Origin of the sequence: Pseudomonas sp. SWRI179, from assembly GCF_014268705.1 — a bacterium.
In the GTDB taxonomy this organism is placed as follows: Bacteria; Pseudomonadota; Gammaproteobacteria; order Pseudomonadales; family Pseudomonadaceae; genus Aquipseudomonas; species Aquipseudomonas zanjanensis.
The window spans coordinates 43,570-66,048 of record NZ_JABWRA010000005.1 but is presented as its reverse complement, the minus strand read 5'-3'; the positions used below and the strand labels follow the sequence as shown (position 1 = coordinate 66,048).

The following is a 22,479-nucleotide window of genomic DNA, read 5'->3' as shown; positions in this document are numbered from 1 at the left end:
TCCTCGTTTCCCATCAGTAGGGATTCTGCCGCGGCAGGCGCTGGGACAATTCATCGAGCAATTTCTGTTCGCGCTTGTCTTCCAGTTGCCGCGCCTCATCGATATAGCGCTGCACCAGTTTGCGCAGCCCTTCGACTCGGGCGAATGCTTCTTGCCAGCTCTGGCGGGCCTTCTCCAGGTTGTTCTGGTGCCAGACCAGGCTCTGGCGCTGCTGATCGATGGCAGTGCCCAGTTGCGCAAGAAATCCTTGGTAACCCAACAACCACTGCCCCGACACCCCGTGGGCGCCACGGGCGATCCACTGTTCTTGATATTCGAGTCGAAAGTTCTCGAGGTCTGCCAGCTTGCTCTCGGCAACGGCCACTTGCCCCTGGAAATACGCCAGGCGCTGGACGGCGGTCTTCTCGGCCTTTTCCGCCATGTCCACCACGGGTGCCAGGCGTGCCGCACGACTCGTGGCCATGGTCGGTTATCCGCCAGCGACCGGAGCGAAAATGGTCTGCAGGTGCGCCTCGCTGGCCCCCATGCCGATATTGTCGTTCAGGCTCTGGCGCAGATAAACAGCCATCGCCGGGTAAAGGCTGATGGCGGTGTCGGTTTCGCGGTCGCCACCAGGTACATAGGCGCCGACGCTGATCAGGTCACGGCTTTGCTGGTAGCGCGACCAATATTGCTTGAACTGCTGGGCACGCCTCATATGCTCGGCACTGATCACCGACGGCATGACCCGGCTGATGGACGCCTCGATGTCGATGGCCGGGTAATGCCCTTCTTCGGCCAGGCGCCTGGACAGCACGATGTGGCCGTCGAGTACGCCTCGGGCCGAGTCGGCGATGGGGTCTTGCTGGTCGTCACCTTCGGACAGCACGGTATAGAACGCGGTGATGGAACCGCCGCCCTTTTCCGCATTGCCGGCGCGCTCGACCAGCTTCGGCAGCTTGGCGAACACCGAAGGCGGATAACCCTTGGTGGCCGGCGGCTCGCCGATGGCCAGGGCGATTTCCCGCTGGGCCTGGGCGAAACGAGTGAGCGAATCCATCAGCAGCAGGACGTTCTTGCCCTTGTCGCGGAAATACTCGGCGATACGGGTGCAATACATCGCCGCCCGCATACGCATCAGCGGTGCATCGTCCGCAGGCGAAGCCACCACGACCGAACGCTTGAGCCCTTCCTCGCCGAGGATGTGCTCGATGAATTCCTTGACCTCACGGCCCCGCTCGCCGATCAGCCCCACCACGATAATGTCGGCTTCGGTGAAGCGGGTCATCATGCCCAGCAGCACACTCTTACCTACGCCGGTACCGGCAAACAGGCCCAGGCGCTGGCCGCGACCGACCGTCAACAAACCGTTGATGCAACGGATGCCCACGTCCAGCGGCACGCTGATGGGGTCACGCTTGAGAGGGTTGATCGTCGGGCCGTCCATCGGCACCCAGTCTTCGGCTTTCATGCCGCCCTTGCCGTCCAAGGCCCGTCCGGCCCCGTCCAGAACGCGCCCGAGCATGCTCATGCCCATGGGCAGGCGACCGTTGTCGGCCAGGGGCACCACGCGCGCGCCGGGGGCGATGCCGGCGACACTGCCCACCGGCATCAAGAAGACCTTGCTGCCGGAAAAACCCATGACTTCGGCTTCGACCTGCACCGGGTGGTAGCTGTCGTCGTTGATCACCATGCAGCGGCTGCCCATGGCGGCACGCAGGCCCTCGGCTTCGAGGGTCAGGCCAACCATGCGCAGCAAGCGACCTTCCAGGATCGGCTGGCCGGCCAGCTCACTGGCCTCGGCGTAGCTGCCCAGGCGCTTGCCGAAGCTGGTTCGCTCAAGGCGCATCGCGGCTGTCCAGTACAGAAGTATCCAATTCAGGCACGTCCAATTCCTCCTCGACCGTCGCCACGTCACCCTGGAGTTCGTCCGGCAACTCCAGGCTCAGGTCGGCGGCGGCCGGGTGCAGGGCCTGTTCGTGTAGCTGGTCGAACAATTTGGCCATGATCTGGCTGATGCGTGTTTCAACCGTGGCGTCGATGCGGCTGTGTTCGGTTTCCACCCGACAACCGCCCGGCAGCAGTGTCGCATCCTCGACGATGCGCCAGGTTTCCTCATGGCGCTCGCGCAGGGCCTTGACCAGTTCGAAATCCTGGGGATTGATGTACAGCCGCACGTTGCCCACGCCCAACGGCAACAGCTTGAGCGCTTCACGCATCACCTCTTCGATCTGGGTCGAATCGATGGCCAGCTCGCGCTGGATCACTTGTTTGGCGATGTGTTGCACCAAACCCACCAGGGATTTCTCGATCTGGGTGTCCTGCTCGGCAATCGGGTCGAACAGGTTGAGCATCAGCGATTCCAACGCACGAAGCTTGGCCGTCAACGCCACATCGGCTTCCTGGCGGACCTTGAGCGTGGTGCTGTGGAAGCCCTCCTTTTCGCCCACGGCGAAGCCTTCGTTATAGGCTTCCTGGCGAATGCTCTCGACTTCCTCGAGGGTCAGCGGCTGGACTTCTTCCAGCGGCACCTCCTCCATCTCCGGCAGTTCCTCCACGGGCTCCGGCTCAGGCTCGGGCACGTGGGGGTCGAAGCTGGGCAGCGACCAGACGTCGAAATTACTGACGTCTCGGCCGCGGATCAGGTCGCTGGGTGCTTCATCACTCTTGGCAGACATAACGACCTTAGATCATCTCTTCGCCGCCCTTGCCACCGAGAACAATCTCCCCGGCTTCGGCCATGCGGCGGGCGATGGTGAGGATTTCCTTCTGTGCGGTTTCCACGTCGCTGACGCGCACCGGGCCCTTGGCCTCGAGGTCGTCGCGCAACAGTTCGGCCGCTCGTTTGGACATGTTCTTGAAGATCTTTTCCTTGACGCCTTCGTCCGAACCCTTGAGGGCCAGCACCAGCACGTCGGACGACACTTCGCGCAACAGCGCCTGGATGCCACGGTCGTCGACATCGGACAGGTTGTTGAACACGAACATGAGGTCTTCGATCTGACCGGACAGGTCTTCGTCGACTTCGCGGATCGAGTCCATCAACTGACCTTCGATCGAACTGTCGAGGAAGTTCATGATGTCCGCCGCGCGCTTGATGCCACCCAAGGTGGTGCGCGAGGCATTGGAGTTGCCCGAGAACTGCTTCTCGAGAATCTGGTTCAATTCTTTCAGGGCCGCCGGCTGCACGGTGTTGAGCGACGACACCCGCAGGATGATGTCCAGGCGCACCTTGTGATCGAAGTTGCCGAGCACTTCACCAGCCTGGTCGGGGTCGAGGTAAGCCACCACGATCGCCTGGATCTGCGGGTGCTCGTAACGGATCACGTCGGCAACCGCCCGCGGCTCCATCCACTTGAGGCTGTCCAGGCCGCTGGTATTGCCACCCAACAGGATCCGGTCGATGAGGCCGTTGGCCTTGTCCTCGCCCAGTGCCTGGGTCAGCATCTTGCGCACGTAGTCGTCGGAACCGACGCCCAGGCTGGTCTGATCGCCGACGATGTCGACGAATTCGCTCATCACCTGCTCGACCTGCTCACGGTGCACGTTGCCCATTTGCGCCATGGCCACGCCCACGCGTTGGACCTCTTTGGGGCCCATGTGACGCAGCACTTGGGCGGCGTCGGTCGAACCCAGGGACAGCAGCAGGATCGCGGCTTTGTCGACCCGGGACAATTTGGCAACAGCGGCTCGATTATCACTCATCTGCGTTAATCCACTCTTTCACGACCTGGGCCACACGACCCGGGTCTTCTGCCACCAGACTCTTGATGGCGTTCAACTGAGCGTCGTAGCCTTCGCTCGGGCTTGGCAGCAGGATGCTCTGCGGCCCGCCGAGGCTGACGCGATCGTTGGCCAATTCGCCATCCAGGCCGCCCATGCCTCCCAGCTCGACATCGCCCAAGCCTGCCAACTGCTTGTTCTTGCCGCCACCGGTGATGTTGTTCAGCACCGGACGCAACACACCGAAGACCAGTATCAGGATGAACAACACACCCAATACTTGCTTGACCACATCCCAGAACCAGGGTTGCGAATAAAACGGAATGTCAGCGATTTCTTCACCGCGCTCCAGGGAGAACGGCACGTTGATCACACTGACGCTGTCGCCACGGCTGGCGTCGAAACCGACCGCGTCCTGCACCAGGCGAGTGAAGCGCGCCAATTCGTCGGCGGTCCACGGCGCACGGCTGGTTTCGCCGTTGGCCGGGTTGACCTTGACCTGGTCGTCCACCACCACGGCGACCGACAGGCGATTCAAACGGCCCTGCTGCTGCTTGGTGTGGCTGATGGAACGGTCGAGCTCGAAGTTCTTGGTCGATTGCTGGCGCTTGTCGGCCGGGTACGGCGCGAGCATCGGCTGGCCGGTGGCCGGATCCATGATTTGCTGGCCATTGGCATCGATCAGCGGCTGGCCTGGCTGCACCATGCCGGCGGCCGCCGTAGCACCACCGGTGGTTTGCGGCGCGCTGGCCGGCGACGGCGGCTGGTTGCTCAGGGCACCGGGCACGCCCTGCGGGCCATTGCTGGCGGTACGCTGCTCGTTCACCGACTGCTCGCTGCGCAACGCCGGTTGATCCGGGTTGAACTGCTCGGAAGTCGATTCGACGGCGCTGAAATCCACATCCGCGGAGACTTCGGCCTTGTAGCGACCATTGCCGAGGATGGGTTGCAGAATGTTATGTACCCGCTGGGTGAACATGCCTTCCATGCGACGGCTGTAGTCGTATTGCTTGCCGGCCATGGTCAGTTCGGAATTTTCCGCCTGGTCGGACAGCAGGTTGCCCTTCTGGTCGACCACAGTGATCTGCGACTTGCTCAGCTCGGGTACGCTGGTCGCCACCAGATTGATAATGGCAACGACCTGGCCTGGCTCAAGGGAGCGGCCGGAATACAGTTCGACCAATACCGAAGCACTCGGCTTGCGCTCATCGCGCACGAACACCGAGCTTTTCGGAATCGCCAGGTGCACACGCGCACCCTTGACGTTGTTCAGGCTGGAAATGGTCCGCGCCAGCTCACCTTCCAGGCCGCGACGATAACGGGTCGCTTCCATGAACTGGCTGGTGCCCAGGCCCTGGTCCTTGTCGAGGATCTCGAAACCGATGTTGCCATCGGTCGGCGTCACGCCAGCGGCGGCGAGCTTGAGGCGCGCACGCGCGACATCGTCGGCCTTGACCAGCAAGGCGCCAGAGTTAGGTTCGACGGTGTAAGGAATGTCGGCAGAAGCCAGGGTCTCCATGACTTGCTTGGCATCCATGCCCTCCAGGCTACCGTACAACGGACGGTAGTCTGGCTGCTGGGACCACAACACCACGGCGAAACCAATCGCCACGCTGGCAGCCAGGCCGACCAACAGGCCGACCTGACGCAGCATGGTCATCTCGGAGAGATTTTCCAGGAAAGACAGGCCGAACAACGGCGGTTTGCCGTCTACCGGAGTGGCCTTGGCTGGAACGTTATCAACGGCTGCTTCTGCCATGACTCAATAATTTCCTTAAACCGGCATCTGCATGATGTCTTGGTAGGCCTGAACCAGTTTGTTGCGAACCTGGGTCAGCGCCTGAAACGAGACACTGGCTTTCTGCGAGGAGATCATTACGTCCGTCAGGTCGACGCCACTTTTGCCAATCTCGAAAGCACTGGCCAACTGGTTCGAAGCCTGCTGGGTATCGTTCACTTTATTGACGGCCTGACCGAGCATGTCGGAAAAGCTGCTGCCACCCACCTGGGGGACCGCGACCGATTTAGGCTGGGCCATGGCGTCCATCTGCATGGCCCGCATGTCCAGCATCAACCGATTAAATTCAATACCTTGGCTCATGGTCTACTCTCTCTGGCGGCCCGCGTTTTTTTGACACTTACTCAGCGGGTACGTAGGTATTAGCAACAAGGGTGCCAGCTCCATGGCGATAAAAAACAAATGCATGTGGGAGCGGGCTTGCTCGCGAAGGCGGTGGTTCAGTCAATGCAACGGTGACTGATAAAGCGCTTTCGCGAGCAAGCCCGCTCCCACAAGGGATATTCGGTGTACATCATTCAACTGGCGAACAGATAAGCCTCGACATCCATGCCGGCGTCGCGCATTTGCGCCAGCTTGTAGCGCAGGGTGCGTGGGCTGATGCCCAGGCGTTCGGCCGCCTCCTTGCGACGACCGCGTTCGGCGCGCAGGGTATCGATGATCATCTGGAACTCGCGGCGCCGCAGGTCGTCTCCCAAAGCACCCACCGAATCGCCCTCCATATCCACTGGCGGCGCAATGGTTGCGGCGGGGACCGGTGCCAGTGCCGGCAATGGCGCACAGGCCACCGGCCCGGCCAGGCAGAAATCCTCCGGTTGGATCAAACCGCCCTGCTGCAGGATCAGGGCCCGCTGAATGGCGTTATCCAGCTCTCGGACATTGCCCGGCCACGGGTAGGCAATCAGACAGGCCCGGGCCTCGGCTGAAAGCCGGGCCGCCGCGTGCTTCATTTTATTGACGTGTTTGTTCAGCAGGCGCTCGGCCAGCGGCAGGATATCGGCGGTGCGCTCGCGCAATGGACGCCAGGCCAGCGGAAATACCGACAGGCGGTAATAGAGGTCTTCACGGAAACGCCCCGCCGCCACTTCGCCAGCCAGGTCGCGGTTGGTGGTCGCCACCACGCGGATGTCCAGGCTGATGGGCTTGCGGGCACCGACCCGCTCCACTTCCCGCTCCTGCAACACCCGCAACAGCTTGGCTTGCAGGCCCAAGGGCATTTCGGAAATTTCATCGAGCAGGATCGTGCCGCCGTCGGCCTGCTCGAACTTGCCGGCCTGGGCGGCAATGGCGCCGGTAAACGACCCCTTTTCGTGGCCGAACAGCGTCGCCTCGAGCATGTTGTCAGGAATCGCCGCGCAATTGATGGCGATGAACGGTTCCCCGGCACGCCGGGATTGTTGATGGATGTAGCGGGCCAGTACTTCCTTGCCCGTACCGGATTCGCCGGAAATCAGCACCGTCGAATCGCTGCGAGCCACCCGCGCGGCCAATTCCAGCAGCTGCGCACTGGCCGGCTCGATGGCCACCGGGCCTTCGCCCTCCACCGCCAGGCTGCCCAAGGCATGACGTGCGACCAGATCCAGCAGCGCCTTGGGCTCGAACGGCTTGACCAGGTAATCCGCCGCGCCCTGGCGCATGGCATCCACCGCCCGCTCGACGGCCCCGTGGGCCGTCATCAGCAAGACTGGCAGTTGCGGCTGACGGGCGCGCAACAGACCCAGCAACTGATGACCATCCATGCCCGGCATGTTGACGTCACTGACCACCAGGCTGAACGCTTCCCGGCCGACCGCCAGCAACGCTTCTTCCGCCGAACCGACGGCGGCGTAATCGTGCCCGGCCAGCACCAGCGTATCGGCCAGCGCCTCGCGCAGGGCCCGATCATCCTCAACCAGCAACACCTTGATCGCCATTGCGTTTACTCCACCCCCGGCCCGCTGGAAAACAGCGGCAAGCACACCGTTGCGCAGGTGCCACGGCCCAGCCGCGAGCGCAGCTGCAATTCGCCCTGGTGGGCACGGGCCACGGCCTTGACCACGGTCAGGCCCAGGCCAGTGCCGGTGGTCTTGGTGGTAAAGAATGGCTCGCCCAGGCGCGCCAGCACGGCCGGCTCGATACCGCTGCCGTTGTCGCTGACCGACAGGCGCAAGGTGTTGTCTCGTGTGTATAAGTGCACTTTCAGCCGGACGTCGCCGCCGCTGGCCTGGATCGCGTTTTCGATCAGGTTCAACACCGCACCCACCAGCGTGTCGCGATTGCACAACACTTCGCCGGCATGGCTGTCGCACTGCCAGCGGATCGGCAATTGCTGCACATGGGTCAATGCCGCGGCTTGCAGCGATTGCAGCAAGGCCTTGGGGCTGACGCGGTCAGTCAACGGCAGCTCGCCGCGGGCGAACACCAGCATGTCGCGCACTTGGTGTTCCAGCTCGTGCAGGCGCTCTTTCAAGCGCCCAGCAAAGCGTTGCTGGGTTTCCACTGGCAATTGCTGCTCGGTCAGATGACTGGCGTAAAGCAGCGCGGCGGAAAGCGGGGTACGAATCTGGTGGGCCAGCGAGGCCACCATCCGCCCCAGGGAGGACAGGCGCTCATGGCGCGCCAATTGGTCTTGCAGGTGACGGGTTTCAGTCAAGTCGTTGAGCAGTACCAACTGTCCAGGCTCGGCATCCAGCGAGCGCGTCGAGATGGACAGGCGCCGACCGTCCTTGAGGGACACTTCATGGCCATCGTCTTCCCGTGGCGCAAAGCAGCGGGCGATAACGTGCCGCCACAGCTCGCCTTCCAACGGCAGGCCGAGCAATTCGCAGGCCGCCGGGTTGGCTTCGCGCACGAAACCGTGGGCATCGATGACGATGACGCCACCCGGCAAGAGGTCGAGGAGATTCTGCAGCCGATTGGCCAGGCGTTCCTTTTCCGCCAGCTCCTGCATGCGCTGGGCGCTGACCACGGCCAGCTCACCCTTGAGTTCGGTGACCCGGGCTTCGAGCAGGCTGTAGGAATCGGTCAGTTGGCTGGACATCTGGTTGAACAGCGAAAATGCCTGCTCAAGTCCAAGCCGGCTCGCCTGTTCGGCGGACGGCAGGTGTCCCGGCTCGGGGACAGGCGACATCTGGGCGGCTTGGGTCATCGTGCTCTCTCGCTTGGCTGACCGTCAGTTAAACGGAACGTTGCGAGGGCTGTAGCAATACCCGTGCCGAAAAAAAACCGCCTGAAAATCAGGCGGTTGGAAAACAGGCGTCAATCATCCGCCTGTTCATCTCCTTCGCGACGGCTCATGCCGTACTTGCGCATCTTCTCCACCAGGGTGGTACGGCGGATGCGCAGGCGTTCCGCCGCGCGGGCCACGATGCCGTTGGCATCGTCCAGGGCCTGCTGGATCAGCCCTTGTTCAAGGCCTCCCAGGTAATCCTTGAGGTCCAAGCCTTCGGGCGGCAACAAGGCATTGGCGGTGAAGTCCGGCGTGTGGCCGTTGATCGCCACCCGCTCTTCCAGGTCGCTGCGCAGGCTGTCGACCATTTGCTCGTCTTCGTCGTCGACGTAGCGGAATTTCTTCGGCAGTTCGTTCACACCGATCACCCCGTACGGGTGCATGATCGCCATGCGCTCCACCAGGTTGGCCAACTCACGAACGTTGCCCGGCCAGCCATGGCGGCACAGGGACATGATCGCCGCCGAGTTGAAGCGGATCGAACCGCGCTTTTCGTGCTCCATGCGCGAGATCAGCTCGTTCATCAGCAACGGGATGTCTTCGACGCGCTCACGCAGTGGCGCCATCTCGATCGGGAAAACGTTGAGGCGGTAATAGAGATCTTCGCGGAAACTGCCGACCTCGATCATGCTTTCAAGGTTCTTGTGCGTGGCGGCAATGATGCGCACATCGACGCTCTGGGTCTTGTTGCTGCCCACGCGCTCGAAGGTGCGTTCCTGCAGGACGCGCAACAGCTTGACCTGCATCGGCAGCGGCATGTCGCCGATTTCGTCGAGAAACAGCGTACCGCCGTTGGCCAGTTCGAAACGTCCGGCGCGGCTGGTGATTGCACCCGTGAATGCACCCTTCTCATGACCAAACAGTTCGCTCTCCAGCAACTCGGCCGGAATCGCGCCACAGTTGACCGGCACGAACGGCGCTTCGCGGCGCTTGGAGTGGTAATGCAGGTTGCGCGCAACCACTTCCTTGCCGGTACCGGACTCGCCCAGGATCAGCACGCTGGCGTCCGTATCGGCGACCTGCTGCATCATCTGGCGTACATGCTGGATCGCCCGGCTGGTGCCGACGAGGCTGCGGAACAGGTTGGGTTCGCGATGCCGGCCGCGCTCGCGGGCCTGATCGTACATCTCGCGGTAAACCTGCGCGCGATGCAGCGAATCGAGCAGCTTGCTGTAGCTGGGCGGCATTTCGAGGGTGGAAAGTACCCGGCGACGCTGGTCCTCAGGCAAGTCAAGGGAAGAATTTTCGCCCATTAACAAAACCGGAAGGAACTCATCCCAGGTTGAGAGTGTCTTTAGCAAGCCCAAAAGCGTTGCGGGAGCATTTACGGTCCCGATAAGGACACAAATGACTTCACGACTGGACGACAATGAGCCGACGGCCTGCTGCCAGTCATGGCTTCCGCAGGGTAAATTTTCTTCGCCAAGAAAATTCAGGATCACCGCCAGGTCGCGGCGGCGGACGCTATCGTCATCGATCAGGAGAATTTTGGTTTCACGCCACATGCAATAGCAACTTCCCTAGTCAACCCAATGCCCAAAAATTAGGGGGCAAGCTAGACGCTTGCAGACTTGTTATGCCTGTAGACGCCTGAAATCTGTAAACAGTTACTAGTTAAGTCAAAAAACCGTGCACAGTCAAATTTATGGCGCAACGGATTCGGATTAACTGAGCATTAACCAAACAGATGGTAAACCTTTGCAGCGTTCTGTGCTTGATGGATCTGCTGCATCTCATCGACGATCGCCTGACGCTCTCCCGTCGCCGCCTCCAGTAATTGCCGATACACCCCCAGCAATTCCTCAAGATTGGTCCGCAACGCCGCCTCGTCCACCTGAGGCTCACCCAGGACGTCTTCCATGCAGGAACGGCACGCCAGGTCCAATTGACCGATGGCCTCCCAGTTACGCTCGGCCAAGGCATCGACCAAGGCGTCACGGGTTTGTTCGATTCGCTGCAGGACAAGACTCATGAGAGCACTCCTTAGAATTGCGGACCAGCTGGCGCGATGCCGTCCCAGCCTTCCTTGACCGTGCGGAGCAGATCGGCGACTTCGTCGAGGATCTTCGGATCGGTCTTGGCGTTGGCTTCGGCCAGGCGTTTCATCATGTAGGTGTAGAGAGCGTCCAACTCGGCTACCGACTCGGCCTGGTTTTCCAGATCCAAGCCTTCACGCAGGCCGCCGACGATGCCGATGGCCTTACTGATCAGCACGCCTTTGTTGGCAATATCCTTGCGTTCCATCGCGCCCTTGGCCTGGGCGATACGGTCCAGCCCGCCCTCCATGAGCATTTGCACCAGACGATGGGGACTTGCTTCGGAGGTTTGCGCCTGGGCGCCAATCTTCTGGTATTGGCGAAGGGCTAACATCGGATTCATGTTCTACCTCATCAAAAACTTCGGTTCGTATAAACAGCGTATCGACGCTGCGTCAAAAAACTTTAGGTCGAAAAAGCCGAAAGCCCGGAGCGTCCTGAGACGCTACCGGGCTTTTTTGCATCAGTCAGAATCAGCTATTTCTCTGCTGCGCTGTCATTGCCTCGAACATGGATGTGATGTTACTGGCGGTGGCTTTCAGCTTGCCGACCAATGTATCCATGTCGTTGTACTTTTTGGTCAACACCGCAGTCAGCGTTTCGATCCGACGGTCCAGCGCCAGTTGGTCGGCACTCAATTTGGCCTTGATGATATCGAGATTCTTCGATCTTGCCGTCAAGACGCTATCGATTACCGTCTTTCCGTCAGGTCCCGTCTTGTTTTCCGTGAAGGGCTTGAGCGCATTCTGCATGCGCTCGATCAAGCCATTCTCACCAGTGAACAGCGTCTGGACTTCGCCACCCAACTGCTTGGTATTCAACGCGTCAGTAAATTTCGCGCTGTTGAAATCAAGAGCCCCCGTTGTCTGGTTGGTGGTGATACCCAACTGAGACAATACGGTGAGCTTGTCGCCCGCCCCGGTTTCGGACAACGGCGCACGAATGGCCGCCAGCAGGGAACGCGGCAACGAGTCGCCCGTCAGCGCCGCGGGCACCGAATTTCCATTGGCATCCGTCGACGGCTTGGTCAACGAGGTGACTGCCTTGGCAATCGCGTTATAAGCATCGACAAATTTCTGGATCGAAGCCTTCAGGCCGTCTGCGTTGGTAGCCACAGTGACGATCGTAGGACCCGTGTCCTCGACAAGCAATGTCATGCTCAGGCCGGAAACGACGTTATCCAATTTGTTGGTCGGACTGGTCATCGACAGTCCGTCGACAGTAAACACAGCGTCCTTGGCGAGGCCGATTGATCCCGAGGAGGTTGCGCTAGGCGTCCCCATCTCCACAGAACCGTTGGCAGCCAGGCTGGCAATTCCACTGAGCGAGATATCACTGCCAGCGCCGGTTTTTGTCGACCCCACTACTAAGCGGGAGCCAAAATTGTCCGTGATGATGTTGGCGGTCAAACCACTGGAGGAATACTTGCTATTGATCGCGTCCCGAACCGATTGCAGCGTCCCGTCAGCCGGAATATCAAGCGTGTAATCCTGACCACTCTGGCTGATAGTCAGCGTGCCCGCGCCTACGACACTGGAGGCGCCACCCGCGAACGCGGCGGTAGCCACTTTCGATGACGTTGCCAACTGAGTGACGTTTACCGAGTAAGTGCCGGCTACAGCGGTGTTACCGGCCGTCACTGTCAGTGCGCTGGTATTGGCCGAGGTGGCAGAAACCCCTGTGAATTGGGGCGTGGTCGTGCTGCCCAGGGCTTCAAGTGCGGACTGGAAGGTAGCCAACAACGATTTCAGGGTTCCGATCCCTGAGATGTTGGCGGTGTTGGTCTTGGTGGCGCGGTCGATCTGACCTTGCTTGGCCGCTTTGTCAGAATCAACCAGTGCCTTGACGATCGCAGAGGTATCAAGGCCAGAGCCTAAACCCAAGCCAGGTAGAATTGGACTTGCCATGTGGGACTCCCTTCAGTGTGTCGCCGGCCTTTTGACCTTTACAACGCCCAAAAGAACATAACAACAGAATTCGTGCCGGTTGTCAGGCTTCGGCGCTGAACAACAAGCTGTTTGCATCATTCAAACTGTCCGCCAGCCGCAAGACTTCCTCATTAGGAATCTGGCGAATCACTTCGCCGGAACTGCTGGCAATCACTTTGACTATTACTTTGCCTGAAGGCTCATCGATAGAGAACTCCAGGTTGCGCTTGACCGACTGGACGAACTTCTCGATTTCCTGAACGGCTTTCTTGAGTTTGTCCTGCTCGGCAGCAGCATCTTTAGGGGCTTCTTTGACCGGAGCTACCACAGCAACCTCGGCCCGAGGCTTCTCCACGGGCTTATCGGCCACATTGGGCGCCGGTTTCGCCGCCGGATAAGACAAGTTCAGCTTCACGCTCATATCCATGTCCATCACCTCTTGAACGGAAAAAGCGAGAGAGTACGCAAGCGCACTCCCCCGCTAAAACTCATCCGACTATTACTGAAGCAGCTTCAGTACAGCGGATGGCAGCTGGTTGGCCTGGGCCAGAACCGAAGTGGAAGCCTGTTGCAGAGTCTGCTGCTTGGTCAGCTGGGCAGTTTCAGCAGCGAAGTCGGTATCTTGTACGCGACCCAGTGCAGCAGCGGCGTTTTCGTTGATGTTCTGCAGGTTGGAGATGGTGCTGGTCAGACGGTTCTGGGCAGCACCGAGGTCCGCACGGCTGGAGTTGATGGTTGCCAGAGCAGCGTCGATCGCGTCGATTGCAGCGGCGGTGGCGCTTTCAGCCGATGCGCTGTCAACAGCACTGATGACGACGGTGGCAGAGTCAACGCTCAGGGTCGCTGCGTCGAAGCCGCTGTCCAGGGTCAGGGTGATCTGGTTGTCAGAACCGGTCATGGAACCAACCTGGAAGGTCATGGTGCCAGCGGTACCGTCGATCAGGTTCTTACCGTTGAGGTTGGTGGAGTTGGCGATACGGGTCAGTTCGTCCGACATCTGAGCAAATTCTTTGTTCAGAGCGACACGGTCAGCGGTGCCGTTGTTGTCGTTTCGTGCCTGTACAGCCAGTTCACGCATACGCTGCAGAATGTTGGTGGATTCCTGCAGAGCGCCTTCAGCGGTCTGAGCGATGGAGATACCGTCGTTGGCGTTCTTGATCGCAACAGTCTGACCGCGGATTTGCGAAGTCATACGGGTAGCGATCTGCAGGCCAGCGGCGTCGTCTTTGGCGCTGTTGATTTTCAGGCCGGACGACAGGCGGGTCATCGAAGTGGACAGAGCATCGGAAGCCTTGTTCAGGTTCTTCTGAACGTTCAACGATGTGACGTTAGTGTTTACTGTTAAAGCCATGACGAATTCCTCGTTGGTTGGGTACTGCGGCTTCCGGCCCTGGCAACCGCCGGGTGTGGCCTAGAGAACCTTCGTAATAGTTATCGTCGTAATCGGAACTTGCTTTAGCAGATTTTTCAAAAATTTTGCCATCAGGATGCCACCCCTCGTAAATCAAGGACTTGGCTGCGATTCAAGGGTAGAAAAATGGCGTCAGGGAAACGCCGCTGGCGTCGTTGAAGGCAATACCAGTGATGAACGTAGCCCAAGAGAGCTAGATAGCCTGACCAGCGGTCAACAGTTGGACCCATTCGTACTCAAGGTAATCGGCCAGGGAGATCCAGTTCTGCGCCTGCTGGTCATCGAACATCAAGGCAAGCAGCCGATTCCATGATGTGGTGACATCGCCTGGCATCCGTTCAACCAAGGGCTGAGTCGATTCAACCAGCGCGACCATCGCCAACCCCGCCTCAACGTCCCTGCCGAGACGAAACAGGCGCGCGCATTCACGGGCATCATTGATTGCCTCATCAAGCGTAGTCATTGCGCATACTCCGGATGGAAATCGGTGCCGACGATCATCGCCCCGTCCCGACTGCTGTTGAGGAACCGCACCTGGGGGTGCCCGGCAATAAAACGTTCCAGCTCACAGAGGTAGCTGCGGAAGTTGAGTTGGGTCTTGACTCGCCGGCCATACCCATCGAGCACCCAATGCCGGGACGCGCCCAGTTGCGGGCCCAAATCACCGTCGCCCCAACCTGCATGAGTCCTGTCATGAGGAAAGGCAAAATCGGCACCGAAGAGCGTGACCTGTGCAGCGCCCATTTTCACCGCCAGGTCGACGGCCGGATGAATCACGCTGCCGCCTACATGGAGTTCGGCGCGGCGCAGCTGCGCCCGCATCTGACGGTAGACAGGGCTCGAGGAGTAGCCGGCATAACGCGCTCCCCGCCACGCTCCGATCACCAAGGGATCGGCCATCGGCAGATAGACCAGGGCAATGCCGTCGGTGTCTTCAGGCGGAAGATGACGTGCCGAAATACGCTGGTCGATGCTGACCACGATATCCGGGGCAACGCCATGATCGATCAACGGTCGGTAAGCCGTATCGACACAAATCAACAATGGTCGCTCGGTTTGGTTGCTCAGGTGACGCAATTTCTCGAAGTGCCGCTCAAGACTCGGACCGGTGGCAATGACGAACGCCTCACGCCCGTCCAAGGAACCGAACAGCTCGGAAACGTCACGATCTTCCTGCACAAGACTTAACGTCGATTGCAGGCGCTCGACAATCTCAGGGGACCGGGGGTCAAACGCCTGGTTGGTGAAGTCCAGATGAATTTCGCTGATCAACCGATCACGAATCTTGGCGCTGTAATCATCGGCCAGCACCAACTCGGCGGGGAGCGCAAAAAATGGCAGTTGGATTTCCGCCAGATCGCCGGCATAGCGCAACACCACCCTCGGGTCGGAAAGCCAGGGCGATTGGTCCAGCACCTGCAGCACCAGGGCGAACACCGCGCCGTTGAGGATATGCACCGACAACCGTTCAAGCCCTGCCCGCTCCAGCAAACGACTCTGCAGATCGCCCAGCCCGGTGCCATAGACATGCACAATGGAGGCGTCCGGCGCCACGCTGGCGGCTTGCAGGTCGGCCTCGGCGAGGCGATCATGGCGACTGCTCAGTTGGATACCGTTGACGCTCAGGGTCGACCCAAGCCCCTCCACCAGATCGGTTTGCAAGCCAGCAACATCCTCCATTGACAGGCGCCCGGCCAGGGCCGGCCAACGCTGCTGGATGATCTGGAGATTGCGCTCGAAGAACTCGCTCATGGTGTCTCGCTTTCGCGTCAGGCAAAAAAATAGCGTCCAAGATTACACCTTGGACGCTATTTTTGTGCCTGGGTTTTATAGATTCACGGGCGATAGATGATCGCCGAACCCCATGACAGACCTACGCCGAAGCCACTCAACGCCACCCGTTTCCAGTCGGAATCGAGCACGTGCTTCTCCAACAGCAGCGGAATGCTCGACGAGACCGTGTTTCCGGTCTCAACCATGTCCTTGATGAACTTCTCCGGCTCGCCTTCGAAACGCCGCGCCACGGCATCGACAATCGCCGCGCTGCCCTGGTGAATACAGAACGCATCGATATCGCTGGCCTGCAGGTCAGACTCGGCCAGCAGCTCATGCAAATGAGCCGGCACCTTGAGCAACGCGAAGTTGAACACCTGGCGACCGTTCATGAAGAACACACCATCGCTGACCTTCAGGTGCGGCGCACCGGAACCGTCAGTGCCAAACTTGGCCTTGCCCAACTGCCACGGCGCATCTTCACCCATCCACGTCGCCGTGGCGGCATCGCCGAACAGCATCGTGGTGTTGCGGTCTTCCGGATCGACGATCTTCGAGTATGGGTCGGCGGTCACCAACAGGCCATTCTTCAGGCCGGCGGCTTCCATGAAACCTTTGATGGCATAGATGCCGTAGACATAACCCGAGCAGCCCAGGGAAATATCGAACGCCGCCACGCTAGTGGGCAGACCGAGCTTGTCCTGGACGATGGCCGCGGTGTGGGGCAAGCCTTCTTCATCGCCGTTCTGGGTGACGACGATCAGTACATCGATGGATTCGCGCTTTAGATCGGGATTATTGGCAAACAGCGCATTGGCCGCTTCGACACACAGATCCGAGGTTTCCTGACTGTCATCCTTGCGTGGCAAGAAGGCGGAACCGATCTTGCCAAGGATGAACTCTTCATCCTTTTCAAACTTCGCACCTTGTGCGTAATTGTCCACGCCGGCTACAGGAACGTAGCTCGCAATGCTTTTTATGCCAATCATTACGGCTTCCCAATCAAAAACAGCCCAATACCACCGCTCGCAAGGAATCGAGGGGCGCCGACAAACGGGAAGTGTAAAGGGCTATCACTGGTCCTGATAAGGGCCAGGCGCCATCTTCCCGGTCAATACAATACAGTGAAGATGCGCGTTATGACTCGCAGGTCACGCTAAATTGCCGAATAAGCCCGATCAAAAAGCTATTCGACCAACGACCACGACAGCGCAGTGCCGCGCTTGATGGCCTGGCGGGCGCGATGGCCTATCAGGGAATCCAAATGTTTCGGCGCCAGTCCGAGGCCCGGGCGGATGGCCCGCACGTTCTGCGACGTAAACACTTCGCCGGCAGCCATGTCTTGCGTGACATACAGCGAACGGCGATAGACCAGCGACTTTTGCTCAGCCTCGGTCACGCCGTAGCGCACCTGCCCCATGGCCTGCCAGGCGCGCTCGGTTTCGACCACCAGCGCTGCCAGCTCTGCCGGTTCCAGGGAGAAACTGGCGTCCACGCCGCCGGCGGCACGGTCCAGGGTGAAGTGTTTTTCAATGACGGTCGCCCCCAGCGCCACCGCAGCCACGGACACCCCGACGCCCATGGAATGGTCCGACAACCCCACCTCGCAACCGAACAACTCCCGCAAATGGGGAATGGTGCGCACGTTGCTGTTGGCCGGTGTTGCCGGATAGGTGCTGGTGCACTTGAGCAATACCAGATCCTTGCAACCGGCCTCGCGGGCAGTACGCACGGTTTCGTCGAGTTCGGCAATGCTGGCCATGCCGGTGGAAATGATCAGCGGCTTGCCGGTAGCGGCGACCCGGCGAATCAGCGGCAAGTCGGTGTTTTCGAAACTGGCGATCTTGTAGGCCGGCACGTCCAGGCTTTCCAGGAAACCCACGGACGTCTCGTCGAACGGTGTGGAGAAGGCGAGCATGCCCAGCGCCTTGGCCCGGGCGAAAATCGGAGCGTGCCATTCCCACGGCGTATGGGCCTTTTGGTATAAATCATAGAGCGATGTTCCAGCCCAAAGGCTGTTGGGGTCCTTGATGAAGAACTCGCCTTCGCTCAGATCCAGCGTCATGGTATCGGCGGTGTAGGTCTGTAGCTTCAACGCATGAGCACCGGCCCGGGCGGCGGCTTCGACGATCTGCAAGGCCACCTCCAGGGATTGGTTATGGTTGCCGCTCATCTCGGCAATGATGAAAGGCGGCGCGTCAGCCCCGATGCTGCGCTGGCCGATCTTGAAACTACTCATGAACTTCATCCTTCAATACCCGGTTGAACACGCATGTGCCCCGACTGAAACCTGCCTGGCGGAACAGCGCCAGAGACGCTTGATTGCCGGACAGAACCTGAGCGGTAAAACTGCGCAGTTGCGGCCAGTGGGCGCTAGCAAACGCCTCACCATGGGCCAGCAGTGCCCTGCCCCACCCCATGCCCAGGCGGTTCTCGAACAGATAAATCGATATCAGCGCTTCGCTGCCTTGCAAGTCATAACGCAGTGCGCCGACGGGACCATCGGACGCTTCGCCAATCAACAGCAAGCGCTGTGGATTGACCAGGCTGGCTTGCAGCCATTGGCAATGACGATCCCAGTCGATGACCGAATGATCCAGCGATACTCTGCGAACGGCCTCGGCATTACGCCCCTCGAAAAGCAGACGGGCGTCAGCTTGCGTGGCCGGACGAACCCGCAACAAGGCACCGGCCAGCGCGACGGCGACGCGTGAGACGCCCAAGCCATCGACCAGTCGCCGGGAGTGCTGTGCCAAGCTCTTGCGCAACCCCTGGTTATCCACGACGAATCCGATGGCCTGGCGCAACTGTTCAACCGTGACGTTCTCTCTAGGGCCAAGGTAAATATGGGCACCGAATGTCGCCATTACGTCACTGTTAGCCTGCTGATTGTTCGATACCGTGATACAGATCGTGGGCAATCCCACGGCTGCCCGCTCCCAACTGGTTCCGCCACCGGCACCAATGAACAGATCGGCCTCCAACATGAGCTGATGAAAATGACTGACGAAACTGTGCAATCGCCAGTGGGGCCGACTCGCCGCCATCCGTTCCATCCGAGCCCAAGCCGGGTTGTCCGCGCCCGCCACAAAATCCACTTCCAGCCCTGGGTAATCCGCCAGCGCCAGCATTGCGTGATGGGTCTGCATCGCCGCATCAAAACCGCCGAAATTGACGAGCACGCGCTTGACCTTGGGTTTTATGTCAATCGCCTCGCAACGGAATTCCTCGCGCAACAACGCGTAGCGCGGGCCCAGCAGCGTACGGCATTCCTCGGGAAGCAACCCTTCATACGCCGCTTGCGTGCCGGACAGGTTCTGATTGAGCAAGAGGTCGACGCTATAAGTCCGAGTCGCCAAGTCGTCCACCGCCATGATCCTTGGCGCAAAGCGCCGGGCAGCGGTCTGCCAATGATGATCCAGGCCATAATGATCAACGATGATCCAGTCGAAACCGGGCCGGCCGGCCAAGGCTCGTTCCAACGCATCGATATCTGCGTGCCAGGGCAGCAACGACTCGATGGCCTGTTGCGGATCTTCCCCGGGATAAAAATTGGGCAGGGCGAACGTCTCGAAGCCCTCGGCCTCCAGGGCATGCAGGCGATGCCCAGTGAGCAGCCGGCAGGCAAACGCGACGTGCGCACCCTGCTCGCGCAACACCCGCGCCAAAGTCAGACAACGGGCAATATGCCCGCTGCCTATGGTGGGCGAAGCGTCGGCGCGAATCAGCACTCTCATTGCAATTCACCGCCCGCTCTCAAAGCGGCGTAGAGATACTCGGCGCGCTTCCAATCTTCGGCTGTATCGATGTCTTGCACCAAATAACGAGGCAACACGACCGGCAGGCTTTTGGACGAAAACAATGCATCGCCACGCAACCAGGCGTCCCGCCGCCCCCAATAGAATTGGCCGGCGTCCTGGAAAGCTTCGGCCAGGTCCTGGGAGCGGATATCGCGAAATTGCGGATACAGCGGCGTCAACGCGCCCTGATCGTCCAAGGTCAGTGCACGCTGTACGGGGAAGCCGAAAGTGCTCACGGAAAATGCGAACGATTTGTCGGGATGCCCGCGCAGCAAGTCAAAACCTTTACGCAGAAACCGAGCTTGCAGCAGGGGTGCCGTGGCATAGATGCAACAGGCGAATTCGAACGGTCGTTCACGCAGCTCATCCAGGGCATGAGCGATCACCGCCGCCGTCCCAGTGAAATCATCCGCCAACGCTGCCGGCCGCAAGAATGGCACTTGCGCACCGTGAGCCTTTGCCACTTCGGCGATTTCCTCATCATCGGTGCTGACGATCACTTCGTTGAACAACCCCGATTCCAGCGCCGTGCGAATCGAACGGGCAATCATCGGCACGCCATCGAACGGTTTCAGGTTTTTGCGAGGAATACGCTTGCTGCCGCCACGGGCGGGAATGATCGCGATTGCGCTCACGCGTCGTTACTCCTCGAGTAATCGTTGCAGTTGCCCAACCACATACTCTTGCTCCTCGTCGCTGAGGGAAGGAAACATCGGCAGACTGATGGCCTCGGCGTAATAACGCTCGGCCTGTGGATAATCACCTTGGGCAAATCCCAGATCGCAGTAATACGGCTGCAGGTGGATCGGTATGTAGTGCAGGTTCACGCCAATCCCTGCCGCACGCAAGCCTTCGAAGACCTGACGATGATCGAGGGATATCTCGTCGAGCCGCAAGCGTACGACATACAAATGCCAAGCCGATTCGGCCTCGGGTTGCAAACCGGGCAAGGTCAGTGGCAAACCATTCAGCAAGCGGTTATAGCGCGACGCCAGTTCACGACGCCGCGCGATGAAACCTTCAAGCTTATTCAACTGGGAAAGCCCCAGGGCAGCTTGAAGATCCGTGATGCGGTAATTGAAACCCAACTCCACCTGCTGGTAGTACCAAGGCCCATGGCTAGGCTCGCTCATCTGTTCAGCGTCACGGGTCATCCCATGGCTGCGCAGACGTTGCAGGTGCTGCGCCAGCTCCGGGCGATTGGTCAGGACCATCCCGCCTTCGGCGCTGGTGATGATTTTCACCGGGTGGAAACTGAACACCGTCATGTCCGCGAATTCGCCACACCCCACCGGCCTGCCGGCATAAGAGGCTCCCACCGCGTGAGAGGCGTCCTCGATGACCGTGAAACCGTAACGCTCGGACAAGCGGGCGATTTCACGCATGTCACAGCTTTGCCCGGAGAACGCTACCGCCACCAACACCTTGGGCAGGGTCCCGTTACGCTCGGCCTTTTCAAGCTTTGCGGCCAGGGCAACGGCGTCCAGATTCCAGGTCAGCGGATCGATATCGACGAAATCCACCTGCGCGCCACAATATCGGCCGCAGTTGGCCGAGGCCAGGAAGGTGTTGGGTGTGGTCCACAAGCGATCCCCCGGCCCAAGCCCCGCCGCCAGGCAAGCAATGTGCAGCGCGGCGGTCGCGTTGCACACCGCCACGGCATGGCCGGCCTGGCAGCGGCGGGCCATGGCCTGTTCAAAGCGCTCGATCGCAGGCCCTTGCGTCAGCCAATCGGACTGCAACACGGCCATCACGGCATCGATGTCCGCCTGATCGAGGCTTTGCCGACCGTAAGGAATCATACCGACAGCCGGGCGTGCAAATCTGCGATCTGCTCCACCGACAGAAAGTGCGGATTGGTGTCGGAGCGATACTCGAAATCCTCCGCGACGGGCCTGCCGCGTTCACCCAGGTTATCCACAGCGAAATCCACGTCCACGCTGGTGAAGCGAATCGATGGCTGGATCGTGTAATGATCGGCGAACTCGATGGTCATGCGCGCATCGTCCAGCGGCACCATCAACTCATGAAGCTTTTCACCAGGCCGAATGCCGACGTTCTTATGAGGCAAATGACCCGCCATGCCCGACGCCAGGTCGACGATGCGAATCGACGGGATCTTCGGCACGAACACCTCGCCGCCATGCATGCGGGCGAAACTGTCGAGCACAAATTGCACGCCGTGATCGAGGGTGATCCAGAAGCGAGTCATGCGCTCATCGGTAATCGGTAATTCGGTGGCACCCTCAGCAATAAGCTTGCTGAAGAACGGCACCACCGAGCCCCGGGAGCCCGCAACGTTGCCATAGCGCACCACGGCGAAGCGGGTCTGCTGTTCGCCCGCGATATTGTTGGCGGCGACGAACAGTTTGTCCGACAGCAACTTTGTCGCGCCGTACAGATTGATCGGGCTGGCCGCTTTGTCAGTGGACAACGCAACGACCTTTTTCACGCCGTTGTCGATGGCCGCTGCGATGATGTTTTCGGCGCCATTGACGTTGGTACGAATGCATTCGGTGGGATTGTATTCCGCCGCCGGCACCTGCTTGAGGGCCGCGGCATGCACCACGTAATCGATGCCACGCATGGCCTGGCGCAGGCGATCGGCATCGCGCACGTCTCCCAGGAAATAACGCATGCACGGGGCGTTGAAGGTCTGTTGCATCTCATACTGCTTGAGTTCGTCGCGGGAAAACACCACCACGCGCTTGGGCTGGTATTGCTCCAGCAACCGGCGGATGAAGTTGCGCCCGAACGAGCCGGTGCCGCCTGAGATGAAAATCGATTTACCGTTGAACATACCCTGATTCCTTTTGCCTGGCA

The 22,479-nt window shown here is 60.0% G+C and carries 22 protein-coding genes; all 22 read right to left on the bottom strand.

Annotated elements, in window-relative coordinates:
• Positions 1 to 13 precede the first annotated feature (13 nt).
• Positions 14 to 463, bottom strand: a complete 450-nt coding sequence (gene fliJ, locus HU767_RS04305; protein WP_186704669.1) for a flagellar export protein FliJ — start codon at positions 461 to 463, stop codon at positions 14 to 16.
• Between the two features lie 6 nt (positions 464 to 469).
• A complete protein-coding gene (gene fliI / locus HU767_RS04300) occupies positions 470 to 1,828 on the bottom strand; it encodes a flagellar protein export ATPase FliI (RefSeq protein WP_186704668.1) in 1,359 nt (452 codons plus the stop codon).
• On the bottom strand, positions 1,818 to 2,657 hold the full coding sequence (gene fliH, locus HU767_RS04295; RefSeq protein WP_186728618.1) for a flagellar assembly protein FliH: 840 nt from the start codon (positions 2,655 to 2,657) through the stop codon (positions 1,818 to 1,820). Before fliH ends, fliI begins: the two co-directional genes overlap by 11 nt.
• A gap of 7 nt (positions 2,658 to 2,664) precedes the next feature.
• Complete coding sequence (fliG, locus tag HU767_RS04290; protein ID WP_003184041.1) at positions 2,665 to 3,684, bottom strand: flagellar motor switch protein FliG; 1,020 nt, start codon at positions 3,682 to 3,684, stop codon at positions 2,665 to 2,667.
• Complete coding sequence (fliF, locus tag HU767_RS04285; protein ID WP_186704666.1) at positions 3,677 to 5,461, bottom strand: flagellar basal-body MS-ring/collar protein FliF; 1,785 nt, start codon at positions 5,459 to 5,461, stop codon at positions 3,677 to 3,679. The genes fliG and fliF overlap by 8 nt, the downstream gene beginning before the upstream one ends.
• Before the next feature lie 15 nt (positions 5,462 to 5,476).
• Positions 5,477 to 5,803 (bottom strand): flagellar hook-basal body complex protein FliE, encoded by a 327-nt coding sequence (gene fliE, locus HU767_RS04280; protein ID WP_003199082.1) that lies wholly within the window; start codon positions 5,801 to 5,803, stop codon positions 5,477 to 5,479.
• 215 nt (positions 5,804 to 6,018) lie between these two features.
• Positions 6,019 to 7,413 carry a sigma-54-dependent response regulator transcription factor FleR gene (fleR, locus tag HU767_RS04275; protein WP_186728617.1) on the bottom strand — a complete coding sequence of 465 codons (1,395 nt, stop codon included), beginning with the start codon at positions 7,411 to 7,413 and terminating at the stop codon, positions 6,019 to 6,021.
• A 5-nt stretch (positions 7,414 to 7,418) separates the two neighbouring features.
• Positions 7,419 to 8,609, bottom strand: coding sequence for an ATP-binding protein (locus HU767_RS04270; RefSeq protein WP_186728655.1), 1,191 nt, complete (start codon positions 8,607 to 8,609; stop codon positions 7,419 to 7,421).
• 128 nt (positions 8,610 to 8,737) lie between these two features.
• Entirely contained in the window at positions 8,738 to 10,213 is a 1,476-nt protein-coding gene (locus tag HU767_RS04265; protein WP_003199076.1) for a sigma-54 dependent transcriptional regulator, read from the bottom strand.
• Positions 10,214 to 10,383: 170 nt separating this feature from the next.
• Complete coding sequence (locus HU767_RS04260; RefSeq protein ID WP_109751343.1) at positions 10,384 to 10,680, bottom strand: flagellar protein FliT; 297 nt, start codon at positions 10,678 to 10,680, stop codon at positions 10,384 to 10,386.
• 11 nt (positions 10,681 to 10,691) lie between these two features.
• Positions 10,692 to 11,087: a flagellar export chaperone FliS gene (fliS, locus tag HU767_RS04255; RefSeq protein ID WP_030141090.1), complete on the bottom strand. Its 396-nt coding sequence runs from the start codon at positions 11,085 to 11,087 to the stop codon at positions 10,692 to 10,694.
• A gap of 130 nt (positions 11,088 to 11,217) precedes the next feature.
• Entirely contained in the window at positions 11,218 to 12,651 is a 1,434-nt protein-coding gene (gene fliD, locus HU767_RS04250) for a flagellar filament capping protein FliD (RefSeq protein WP_186728616.1), read from the bottom strand.
• Between the two features lie 82 nt (positions 12,652 to 12,733).
• On the bottom strand, positions 12,734 to 13,099 hold the full coding sequence (locus tag HU767_RS04245) for a flagellar protein FlaG (RefSeq protein ID WP_186704663.1): 366 nt from the start codon (positions 13,097 to 13,099) through the stop codon (positions 12,734 to 12,736).
• A gap of 72 nt (positions 13,100 to 13,171) precedes the next feature.
• Entirely contained in the window at positions 13,172 to 14,023 is an 852-nt protein-coding gene (locus tag HU767_RS04240) for a flagellin domain-containing protein (protein WP_186728615.1), read from the bottom strand.
• Between the two features lie 253 nt (positions 14,024 to 14,276).
• A complete protein-coding gene (locus tag HU767_RS04235; RefSeq protein ID WP_186728614.1) occupies positions 14,277 to 14,546 on the bottom strand; it encodes a hypothetical protein in 270 nt (89 codons plus the stop codon).
• The gene (locus HU767_RS04230) at positions 14,543 to 15,835 is read right to left on the bottom strand and encodes a 6-hydroxymethylpterin diphosphokinase MptE-like protein (protein WP_186728613.1); all 1,293 of its coding nucleotides are present in this window, start codon (positions 15,833 to 15,835) and stop codon (positions 14,543 to 14,545) included. Before HU767_RS04230 ends, HU767_RS04235 begins: the two co-directional genes overlap by 4 nt.
• Before the next feature lie 83 nt (positions 15,836 to 15,918).
• Positions 15,919 to 16,845: a ketoacyl-ACP synthase III gene (locus tag HU767_RS04225; RefSeq protein WP_186704659.1), complete on the bottom strand. Its 927-nt coding sequence runs from the start codon at positions 16,843 to 16,845 to the stop codon at positions 15,919 to 15,921.
• Positions 16,846 to 17,042: 197 nt separating this feature from the next.
• On the bottom strand, positions 17,043 to 18,095 hold the full coding sequence (gene pseI / locus HU767_RS04220; RefSeq protein ID WP_186728612.1) for a pseudaminic acid synthase: 1,053 nt from the start codon (positions 18,093 to 18,095) through the stop codon (positions 17,043 to 17,045).
• Entirely contained in the window at positions 18,088 to 19,593 is a 1,506-nt protein-coding gene (gene pseG, locus HU767_RS04215; protein WP_186728611.1) for a UDP-2,4-diacetamido-2,4,6-trideoxy-beta-L-altropyranose hydrolase, read from the bottom strand. Before pseG ends, pseI begins: the two co-directional genes overlap by 8 nt.
• The gene (gene pseF, locus HU767_RS04210) at positions 19,590 to 20,291 is read right to left on the bottom strand and encodes a pseudaminic acid cytidylyltransferase (protein ID WP_186728610.1); all 702 of its coding nucleotides are present in this window, start codon (positions 20,289 to 20,291) and stop codon (positions 19,590 to 19,592) included. The genes pseG and pseF overlap by 4 nt, the downstream gene beginning before the upstream one ends.
• Before the next feature lie 6 nt (positions 20,292 to 20,297).
• Positions 20,298 to 21,458 (bottom strand): UDP-4-amino-4,6-dideoxy-N-acetyl-beta-L-altrosamine transaminase, encoded by a 1,161-nt coding sequence (gene pseC / locus HU767_RS04205; RefSeq protein WP_186728609.1) that lies wholly within the window; start codon positions 21,456 to 21,458, stop codon positions 20,298 to 20,300.
• Positions 21,455 to 22,456 carry a UDP-N-acetylglucosamine 4,6-dehydratase (inverting) gene (gene pseB / locus HU767_RS04200; protein ID WP_186704654.1) on the bottom strand — a complete coding sequence of 334 codons (1,002 nt, stop codon included), beginning with the start codon at positions 22,454 to 22,456 and terminating at the stop codon, positions 21,455 to 21,457. Before pseB ends, pseC begins: the two co-directional genes overlap by 4 nt.
• Between the last annotated feature and the right edge of the window lie 23 nt (positions 22,457 to 22,479).

Bases quoted from the DNA above. Each gene is read 5' to 3' on its own strand.
- fliF (WP_186704666.1), bottom strand. From the start codon at position 5,461: ATGGCAGAAGCAGCCGTTGATAACGTTCCAGCCAAGGCCACTCCGGTA.
- fliH (WP_186728618.1), bottom strand. From the start codon at position 2,657: ATGTCTGCCAAGAGTGATGAAGCACCCAGCGACCTGATCCGCGGCCGA.
- fliI (WP_186704668.1), bottom strand. From the start codon at position 1,828: ATGCGCCTTGAGCGAACCAGCTTCGGCAAGCGCCTGGGCAGCTACGCC.
- fleR (WP_186728617.1), bottom strand. From the start codon at position 7,413: ATGGCGATCAAGGTGTTGCTGGTTGAGGATGATCGGGCCCTGCGCGAG.
- pseI (WP_186728612.1), bottom strand. From the start codon at position 18,095: ATGAGTAGTTTCAAGATCGGCCAGCGCAGCATCGGGGCTGACGCGCCG.
- pseG (WP_186728611.1), bottom strand. From the start codon at position 19,593: ATGAGAGTGCTGATTCGCGCCGACGCTTCGCCCACCATAGGCAGCGGG.
- HU767_RS04240 (WP_186728615.1), bottom strand. From the start codon at position 14,023: ATGGCTTTAACAGTAAACACTAACGTCACATCGTTGAACGTTCAGAAG.
- HU767_RS04260 (WP_109751343.1), bottom strand. From the start codon at position 10,680: ATGAGTCTTGTCCTGCAGCGAATCGAACAAACCCGTGACGCCTTGGTC.
- fliE (WP_003199082.1), bottom strand. From the start codon at position 5,803: ATGAGCCAAGGTATTGAATTTAATCGGTTGATGCTGGACATGCGGGCC.
- pseB (WP_186704654.1), bottom strand. From the start codon at position 22,456: ATGTTCAACGGTAAATCGATTTTCATCTCAGGCGGCACCGGCTCGTTC.
- fliS (WP_030141090.1), bottom strand. From the start codon at position 11,087: ATGAATCCGATGTTAGCCCTTCGCCAATACCAGAAGATTGGCGCCCAG.
- pseC (WP_186728609.1), bottom strand. From the start codon at position 21,458: ATGATTCCTTACGGTCGGCAAAGCCTCGATCAGGCGGACATCGATGCC.
- HU767_RS04230 (WP_186728613.1), bottom strand. From the start codon at position 15,835: ATGAGCGAGTTCTTCGAGCGCAATCTCCAGATCATCCAGCAGCGTTGG.
- HU767_RS04225 (WP_186704659.1), bottom strand. From the start codon at position 16,845: ATGATTGGCATAAAAAGCATTGCGAGCTACGTTCCTGTAGCCGGCGTG.
- HU767_RS04235 (WP_186728614.1), bottom strand. From the start codon at position 14,546: ATGACTACGCTTGATGAGGCAATCAATGATGCCCGTGAATGCGCGCGC.
- fliD (WP_186728616.1), bottom strand. From the start codon at position 12,651: ATGGCAAGTCCAATTCTACCTGGCTTGGGTTTAGGCTCTGGCCTTGAT.
- HU767_RS04245 (WP_186704663.1), bottom strand. From the start codon at position 13,099: ATGGATATGAGCGTGAAGCTGAACTTGTCTTATCCGGCGGCGAAACCG.
- HU767_RS04270 (WP_186728655.1), bottom strand. From the start codon at position 8,609: ATGTCGCCTGTCCCCGAGCCGGGACACCTGCCGTCCGCCGAACAGGCG.
- fliG (WP_003184041.1), bottom strand. From the start codon at position 3,684: ATGAGTGATAATCGAGCCGCTGTTGCCAAATTGTCCCGGGTCGACAAA.
- fliJ (WP_186704669.1), bottom strand. From the start codon at position 463: ATGGCCACGAGTCGTGCGGCACGCCTGGCACCCGTGGTGGACATGGCG.
- HU767_RS04265 (WP_003199076.1), bottom strand. From the start codon at position 10,213: ATGTGGCGTGAAACCAAAATTCTCCTGATCGATGACGATAGCGTCCGC.